Genomic DNA, 6,000 nt, shown 5'->3' with positions numbered 1-6,000 from the left:
CCATAGCCCCCCGCGAAAGCGGGGGCGGCCGCGATCAGCGCGCCCGTCAGAATCGCGGCCGCGGCTAACTTGCCTGATAGTCTCATTACGCACTCCTTCGGCCGGGCGCCCCGCCCTGCCCAATTGTAAGGCGAAAGTATGTCTTAACGCCTGGCGCGCGGGCAGAGTTCCCGAATTTTCGCGAAAACAGCCGAGCCGCAGCTGAACTAAACGTGAACGGCGCGCATCGGGCGAGGCCGCGAAGTTGCGGGTTTTGCGCACGAACGTCTGGCGGCGATCACAATGCTTTTAGATTGATGCGGGCCTACAACATCGTGATCTAGGAATCGGCAACGCTTCGGTCTAGACCGTTTGCTCGCCCTCCAGAGCCGCAAGATGAACCTGTTCCGCCCAATCCTTCGCACCCTCTTCGCCGCCGCATTCGTCACTTCAGCGGGTTTCTCGCACGCCGCCGATCCGCTTACGATCGGCGCGATCGAAATCTTGAGCGGGCCGAACGCCAAATATGGCGTCGCCATCAAGCAGGGCTTCGACCTCGGCGTGGAGGAGATCAACGCCGCCGGCGGCGTACGCGGCGCCCCCCTCGCCATCGCTTATGAGGATTCCGCCGGAAGCAAGGAACAGGCGATCAACGCCGCGCGCCAGCTGATCGGCCGCGCCAAGGTTCCGCTGCTGCTTGGTCCGACGCTGTCGACCGAAATGTTCGCCGTCGGCCCGATCGCCAACCAGCGCCAGACGCCGATCATCGGCACGTCGACGACCGCGATTGGCGTCACCGACATCGGTCCTTTCGTGTTTCGCACTTCCTTGCCCGAGGCCGATGTGATCCCCGGGACGCTGCGCGCCGCCCGCGACAAGCTCGGCGTCAAGAAAGTCGCAGTGCTCTATGGCCGCGACGACGCCTTCACAAAATCGGCCTATGACGTGATGAAGACGGCGCTCGCCGATCTTGGCTTCGAGGTCCTGACGACGGAGACATTCGGCGCCAAGGATACCGACTTTTCCGCCCAGCTGACCAAGATCGCGAGCCTCCATCCCGACGCGATCGTCATCTCGGCGCTGGCCGACGCCGGCGCCGGAATTCTGCTCGCAAAGCAGGCGCTCGGCCTGCCGCAAAACGTGCGGGCGATCGGCGGCAATGGCATGAACTCGCCGAAGGTGCTTGAGATCGCCGGACCCGCCGCCGATGGGCTGCTTGTCGGCAGCCCATGGTTCGTCGGCAAGAGCGATCCGCTCAATGTGAAGTTCATCGAGGCCTATCGCGCCAAATATGGCTCGGACCCCGACCAGTTCGCAGCGCAGGCCTATGACACGATCAAGATTGCGGCGCGGGCGCTGAACGAGGCCAGGGATCTCAGCGGCGACGCCATCCGCGACGCATTGCTCAAGACCAAATTCGAGGGCGTCATGGGCGCTTTCGCCTTTACGCCGGACCGCAGCCCAGCCGTCGTCTCGGGCGTGCTCGTCCTTGAAGTCGCCGGCGGAAAATTCGCCATCTTGAAATAGCGTTTTCCCGGCGCGCGAGACGAGCCCATGCTTCTTCAGCAGATCATCAATGGCATCGTCGCCGGCTCGGCCTATGCGCTGTTCGCGCTCGGCTTCACGCTGACCTTCGGCGTCTTGAAAATCGTCAACCTGACCTATGGCTTCTATTTTTCGGCCGGCGCCTATCTCGCACTGTTTGCGACGCTGCATGGCGCGCCGATCACGCTGGCGCTTCCCTTCGCGGCGATCGCGGCGGGCTTCATCGCTGTGTTTCTCGACTCTGCGCTGCTGTCGCGGCTGCGCCGACAACAGGCGCCTGAACTCGCCTCGCTGATGGTCACGCTCGGGGCGACGCTTTTTCTCTATACCGGCATGACCGCCTTGATTGGCTCGGAGATCCAACGCTTTCCGCTTGGCCTCATCGAGTCCGCTCCGTTCCGTTTCAATGGGGCGAGCATTTCGCTGACGCAGATCGCTATTGTCATGACAGCCGGCCTGCTCGCCGCCGGCCTGATCGGCGTCTTGCGGGCGACGCGGACCGGCCTTGCGATGCGCGCCATGGCCGAAAATCCACAGGCCGGCGAGCTGATGGGCATCGACACGGGCGCGATCATGCGGCGCGTGTCCTTCCTTTGCGGCGCGATCGCCGGCGCCTCGGGCGTTCTGATCGGCCTCGAGCACAACGCCATCACGCCCTATATGGGCGAGACCATGGCCCTCAAAGGCTTCGCCGTCATCATTCTCGGCGGCCTTGGCGACGTCGGCGGGGCGTTGATCGCGGGGCTGTTGATCGGCCTGCTCGAGGCGCTCACCGCCGGCTATATTTCGTCGATCTACAAGGACGCGGTCGGCTTCCTTTTGCTCGTATTGACCCTCTGGGCGCGCCCGTTCGGCCTGTTCGGCCGGGCGAGCGTCAGGCGCGCCTGATGCCCGCCGCGCTCGATGATTTTCTGTGGACCTACCAGAGTCTGATCGCCTCGCTTGGCGTCAACGGGCTGCTGGCGCTCAGCATGTATGTGGTGTTGGCGATCGGCCAGCTTTCACTTGGGCAAGCCGCCTTCATGGGCGTTGGCGCCTATGCCTCTGCCCTGCTCAGCCTCCACACCGGCCTGCCCTTCCCGCTCGAGCTGGCGGCGGCGATGCTGATCCCGGCAGCCTTCGCGCTGGCGATCGGAGCGCCGACCTTGCGCTTGTCCGGCGTCTATCTCGCGCTGGCGACGATCGGTCTTGGCGAGCTTTTGCGCATCTTTCTCATTCAATCCGATTTTACGGGAGGCGCGCTCGGCCTTTCGGGGATTCCCGCCAAGGCGGGTTTCACGTTGATCTATGGCTGCCTCGCCGCCGCGACCCTGGCGCTGATGCTGATTACGCGCTCGCGCATCGGCCGCGCGATGGAGGCGATCCGCGAAGACGAGACAGCGGCCGCCGTTAGCGGCGTCGATCTTCCCCGCTACAAGATGACGGCGCTCGTCGTCTCGGCCATGCTGGCCGGACTCGCCGGCGCGCTGAACGCGCACGCCTCCTCCTTCATCGGTCCGAACGACTATGGTTTTGACGCCGCAGTGACGATTTTAAGCTACGCCCTGCTTGGCGGCGTCGGCTCGCCGTTCGGGTCGCTCGCCGGCGCCCTTGTGTTGACGCTGCTGCCAGAAATTCTGCGCCCGCTGCAGGATTTCCGCCTTGTCGTCAATGGCGCCATTATTGTCGTCGCAGTTCTCTACATGCCGCATGGGCTGATTCCATGGCGTCCCCTGCGCATAGGCGCGCGCCCGTGAGCGCCGCGCCGCTGCTCAGCATCAAGGGGTTGACGCTGCGCTATGGCGGCCTCGCCGCGATCGAGGATTTTGACCTCAGCGTCACCGAAGGGGCCCTCGACGCGCTGATCGGACCGAATGGCGCCGGCAAGACAAGCCTGTTCAACCTGATAAGCGGCCTGACGCGTCAGGACGAAGGCGAAATATGCCTTGGCGGCGCGCGCATCGACCGGCTCTCGCCGTCGCAGCGGGCGCGACGCGGCCTCGCCCGCACCTTCCAGAACCTCCGCCTGTTTGCCGAAATGACGGCGATCGAGAATGTTCTCGTCGGCATGCATCTTCATGTCGGCGGGTCGCTCATCGAAATCTTGACGCGGCTCGGTCGCTTTCGCAAAGCCGAGCGCGCGGCGGTTGAAGCGGCGCGCGAACTCCTCGCCTTCGTCGGCCTCTCCCCGTCCGAATATGCGCCGGCCGGCTCACTGTCCTATGGCGATCAGCGCCGGCTCGAAATCGCCCGCGCGCTGGCGGCAAAACCGAAGCTGCTGCTGCTCGACGAGCCCGCCGCGGGCATGAATCCGGCGGAGACGGCGGCGCTGCGGCTCCTGCTCGAAAAGCTGCGCGCGCAAAACATCTCCATGCTGCTGGTCGAACATGACATGAGCCTCGTCATGCGACTTTGCGACACGATCACGGTCTTGAATTTCGGCCGCAAGATCGCTGAAGGTCCCCCGGACGCGGTGCGCGCCGACCCCGCCGTGATGGAGGCCTATCTCGGCGTCAGGGGCGCGGCGCATGTTCGCGGGGATTCGGCATGACGGACATCATGCTGGAGGCGCGCGGGCTGACGGTAGGGTATGGCGACAAGCTTGTCGTCCGCAACGTCGACCTCGCGGTCCGGCGCGGCGAAATTGCCTGCCTCATCGGCGCCAACGGCGCCGGCAAGACGACCATTCTGCGCGCCCTCTCTGGCCTTTTGAAGCTGCGCGCGGGATCCGTGCGCCTCAACGGGGAGGAGATCGCCAACCGCCCCGCGCACGCCATCGCCGCGCGGGGAATGGCGCATGCGCCGGAGGGGCGACAGATTATCGCGGCGATGAGCGTTGCCGACAATCTCCGCGCCGGCGCCTATCTGGCGCCCTCGGCGGCGGAGATCAGCCGAAGACGCGACGCCGCGCTGGCGCGCTTTCCGCGCCTCAAGGAGAGATTGACGCAACAGGCGGGACTTCTTTCAGGCGGTGAACAGCAAATGCTGGCGATCGCCCGAGCTCTGATGGCCGATCCGACGCTGCTGCTGCTCGACGAGCCGTCGATGGGCCTTGCGCCGCTGATGGTCGAGGAGATTTTTTCGATCCTCGCGACGATGAAGAGCGAAGGGCGCACGATCCTCCTCGTCGAACAGAACGCCAACGCCGCCCTCGCGCTCGCCGACCAAGCCTATGTGATCGAGGCGGGGCGGATCAAGCTCGAAGGCCCGGCGCGCGATCTCATCGATCACGACGGCGTCTCAGCCGCCTATCTCGGCGGCTGATCGGTGCGTTTCGCCGCAGCCGGCGAGATCGTCCTGCAGCTGCGCGATAAAGGCGTCCAGCGCATCGCGCCGCAATGTGTAGCTCGCGAACTTGCCCTCTCGGGTGACACCGACGAGGCCGGCCAGTTCAAGCTCTTTCATATGGTGCGACAAAGTCGCCGGATTGACGCGCATGCAATCGCGCACGGAAACGCATGCGAGCGCGTCCTTTTGCGCGCCAAGACGTTTCAAAATCTCGTAACGCGTCTTGTCGCTCAACGCCTTGGCGATCAGGAGAACCTGATCGCCGCTTAGCTGCCTGCCGCCATGTCGCGACACGTTTTTGATCCTTTGAATAATCGCCCCAAGGCCAGCCCGCCGCTCACGCAGGAAACGCGCTAGCTCTTTGCGCGCCTCACCTTCTTATCGCAACTTTGCACAAGCCTTGCAGGAAAATGCGCAGCGGGAGGAGGAAAGCGCCAGGCTCTATTTCAATCCGCCAGAGGCCACGAGAGACTCGCCGGTGAGCCAGCCTGATTCGTCGGAGGCAAGGAACACGGCGACGCGCGCGATGTCCTCCGGCTGCCCGACGCGCCCCAGCGGCGTCTGCGCCACGAACTGCGCCTCAAAATCGCTGCCAATGATGCCGGCGGCGTTGGTGCCCTCGGTGTCGATCACGCCCGGATTGATCGAATTGACCCTGATTTTGCGCGACCCGAGCTCTTTCGAAAGAACGCGCGTCGCGGAATCAACCGCGCCCTTTGTGGCGGTATAGACAACAGACTGCGGCGGGTTCAAGGACGTGACTACGGAGCTGATGTTGATAATGCTTCCGCCTTCCGGTCCGAACTGCTTGACCGCCTCCCGCGTGGCGAGCAGCAGCCCAAGCACATTGATGTTGAAATGCCTGTGGAACTCAGATTCTGTCACTTCGTCGATGGCGCCGAACTGATAGACGCCCGCATTGTTAACGAGAATATCGGTGGGGCCGAACACGTTCTTGGTTTCCGCAAAAATCTTCAGCACGTCAGCTTCCTTGGCGACGTCGCCCTGCACCGCAATGGCCTTGCCGCCCTTCGCCTTGATATCGGCGACGACGGCCTGTGCGCCTTCCTTGCTCGACGCATAATTGACGACCACGGCGGCCCCTTCGGCCGCAAGGCTTTTCGCGATCGCCGCGCCGATGCCCTTGGATGCGCCGGTTACAATAGCTGTCTTGCCAGACAATTTGCTCATGATGATCCCTTTTTCCCG

Annotated in this window: 7 protein-coding genes; 5 read left to right on the top strand and 2 right to left on the bottom strand. The window is 64.0% G+C overall.

Annotated features, from left to right (window positions below; translation table 11 throughout):
• The first annotated feature begins 375 nt into the window (after positions 1-375).
• Genes CR492_RS03535 through CR492_RS03515 form a run of 5 tightly spaced genes read left to right on the top strand, consistent with a single transcriptional unit; the run spans position 376 to position 4,767 of the window.
• Positions 376-1,506: an ABC transporter substrate-binding protein gene (locus tag CR492_RS03535; RefSeq protein ID WP_102842373.1), complete on the top strand. Its 1,131-nt coding sequence runs from the start codon at positions 376-378 to the stop codon at positions 1,504-1,506.
• Between the two features lie 27 nt (positions 1,507-1,533).
• The gene (locus tag CR492_RS03530; RefSeq protein ID WP_102842274.1) at positions 1,534-2,412 is read left to right on the top strand and encodes a branched-chain amino acid ABC transporter permease; all 879 of its coding nucleotides are present in this window, start codon (positions 1,534-1,536) and stop codon (positions 2,410-2,412) included.
• Positions 2,412-3,260 carry a branched-chain amino acid ABC transporter permease gene (locus CR492_RS03525; protein ID WP_102842273.1) on the top strand — a complete coding sequence of 283 codons (849 nt, stop codon included), beginning with the start codon at positions 2,412-2,414 and terminating at the stop codon, positions 3,258-3,260. The genes CR492_RS03530 and CR492_RS03525 overlap by 1 nt, the downstream gene beginning before the upstream one ends.
• Positions 3,257-4,054, top strand: a complete 798-nt coding sequence (locus tag CR492_RS03520) for an ABC transporter ATP-binding protein (RefSeq protein WP_102842372.1) — start codon at positions 3,257-3,259, stop codon at positions 4,052-4,054. Before CR492_RS03525 ends, CR492_RS03520 begins: the two co-directional genes overlap by 4 nt.
• Positions 4,051-4,767 (top strand): ABC transporter ATP-binding protein, encoded by a 717-nt coding sequence (locus CR492_RS03515; RefSeq protein ID WP_102842272.1) that lies wholly within the window; start codon positions 4,051-4,053, stop codon positions 4,765-4,767. The genes CR492_RS03520 and CR492_RS03515 overlap by 4 nt, the downstream gene beginning before the upstream one ends.
• Here CR492_RS03515 and CR492_RS03510 read toward each other — a convergent pair.
• A complete protein-coding gene (locus CR492_RS03510) occupies positions 4,744-5,085 on the bottom strand; it encodes an ArsR/SmtB family transcription factor (protein ID WP_102842271.1) in 342 nt (113 codons plus the stop codon). The genes CR492_RS03515 and CR492_RS03510 overlap by 24 nt on opposite strands.
• Before the next feature lie 147 nt (positions 5,086-5,232).
• Entirely contained in the window at positions 5,233-5,982 is a 750-nt protein-coding gene (locus CR492_RS03505) for an SDR family NAD(P)-dependent oxidoreductase (protein WP_102842270.1), read from the bottom strand.
• Between the last annotated feature and the right edge of the window lie 18 nt (positions 5,983-6,000).

Source organism: Methylocella silvestris (genome assembly GCF_002891535.1).
Taxonomy (GTDB): domain Bacteria; phylum Pseudomonadota; class Alphaproteobacteria; order Rhizobiales; family Beijerinckiaceae; genus Methylocapsa; species Methylocapsa silvestris_A.
Note: the sequence above shows the minus strand (reverse complement) of the source record. Positions and strands in the feature narration are given on the sequence as shown.